The 240-nt window shown below is 68.8% G+C and carries 1 protein-coding gene; it reads left to right on the top strand.

Annotated elements, in window-relative coordinates; translation table 11 throughout:
* Positions 1–240 (top strand): ATP-binding cassette domain-containing protein (locus tag AC0L2P_RS32510; protein WP_473507280.1); only part of this gene is annotated, 240 nt, incomplete at both ends.

The raw sequence follows: 240 nt of genomic DNA, 5'->3' as shown, positions 1-240 counted from the left end.
GATGGACTATGTCCTGTCAGGAGGAGGCGCGCCGGAAAGCTACGAGGCCGAGGCGATCGCCGGGCAACTCGGCATCGACCTGACCCGCGAGGCATCGACCGCGAGCGGCGGCGAGAAGCGCCGGGCCGCGATCGTCCGCGCGCTGGCGATGAACCCCGACGTGCTGCTGCTCGACGAGCCGACCAACCATCTCGACCTCGCCGCGATCGAATGGCTGGAGGACTGGCTGAAGCGCTTCAC

The sequence above is a fragment of the Mesorhizobium sp. WSM4836 genome (genome assembly GCF_055811815.1).
This window is presented reverse-complemented; position numbering and strand designations above follow the sequence as displayed.